Source organism: Amedibacillus sp. YH-ame10, from assembly GCF_053848885.1.
In genome coordinates this window covers 1-1,485 of record NZ_JBSPFA010000067.1, presented here as the reverse complement: position 1 = coordinate 1,485, position 1,485 = coordinate 1, and the positions used below count along the sequence as shown (strand labels likewise).

Genomic DNA, 1,485 nt, shown 5'->3' with positions numbered 1-1,485 from the left:
TGGTTCTTTAACATTTGGTGTTGGTGGATGAAAAACGATACAAATTAAGGCTTAAGCGGAGATGGTTGAAAAATCATCTCTTTTTCATTGTCTTAATTTAACCATAGTATTCGCAATAAGTAAAATTCTAATTTTAAAGTGGGTAAAGGAGCGATAACCAAAAGCTATTCGTTTTATAACTTTGATAAGATTATTAGTACCTTCAATGATACCGTTTGAGTATTTATATTTTAATGAATTACAAATATGTATTTTATGCTCTTTCAGAGTATGTATAGAAGTTTTCATATAGTCAGAAATAGAATCATCCACATGATTAATTGAATCCTCAAAGGATTTTATATCTCTGCTTTTTATCGATGATATTATTTTTTGATAAAGATAATAAGACTCATAAAAGGACTTATCAAGATTTATGAGATAGTCAACGATATCAATTTCACGCATCCATTTTTTGAAACATGTGCGAGGTCTAAACTCGGTTACATCTAATTCATTGCGATTTTTTAAAATAAGCTTCCAGTAGCGTTTTAGTTTATTATAGTTTTTCTTATCTTGATTCATTAATTGGATTCTGGTTTTATTAAGAGAGCGTGAAACAAGCTGAATTATGTGGAAGCGATCAGTGATAATCTGAGCATTAGGAAAACAAGCTTTAATGAGTTGAATATAGGGAATATACATATCGATACAGATAGTTTTTACGGAAGCTCTAGCTTTATGAGAGAATCTCATGAAGTAGCTCGTAAGATGAGATAAACGCCTGTCTTCCACAATATCAACAATATCACCTGATTCTGCATTTAGAAAGAGAAAAGACATATGATAATCAACAGACTTTACAGATTTGAACTCATCAAAACATAAGTGTTGAGGGAGAAAATTTCTAGATATATGGAAGTCAGAATAAAGGTGATGAAGATGACGATTTACAGTACAGTGAGAAACATGATTGTTTTTAGCGATATCTTTTTCAGATATCTTAGTTTTAGAGTCAAGAGAAATAGAGAGACGAGTATTATTGGATATGAAACAGTGTTTATTTACAATAGAAGAAGAGGCAGAAAAAGAGTGGAGACAATGTTTACACAAAAAGCGTTGTTTACGAACCTTAAGGATCGTTTGTTTTTTAGAAACATCAGGTAAAAGGATATGAGAAGTTTTCGTGCCGTTTTTAATGATGGAATTAACATTAAGCGAGCCACAAACGGGACAAACATCTGGTGGTGAATAAGTAAGGGTTGCACTATAAACGAGAGAGTGAGAACCATGAAACAAGCGTTCATGGATAAAGTCATCATCGAAAATCAAATTATTTTCTTTGAGATTTAGAGATAATAGTATAGAATTAGATATGGACATAAGAAGAACTCCTTTCGATTGGTTTAGTCGCCTAAATTGTAACGGATAATTCATCTTATGTCTTTTTATTTTGAAAAATATAAAAAGGTGTCAGTTTTCACCAACACCAAATGTTATAGAACC

1 protein-coding gene is annotated in these 1,485 nt (G+C 31.3%); it reads right to left on the bottom strand.

The window, feature by feature from the left end:
- Positions 1 to 84 precede the first annotated feature (84 nt).
- Positions 85 to 1,362, bottom strand: a complete 1,278-nt coding sequence (locus ACWG42_RS14910; RefSeq protein WP_455793355.1) for an ISL3 family transposase — start codon at positions 1,360 to 1,362, stop codon at positions 85 to 87.
- Between the last annotated feature and the right edge of the window lie 123 nt (positions 1,363 to 1,485).

Coding starts and splice junctions, on each gene's coding strand:
- ACWG42_RS14910 (WP_455793355.1), bottom strand. CDS start 1,362: ATGTCCATATCTAATTCTATACTATTATCTCTAAATCTCAAAGAAAAT.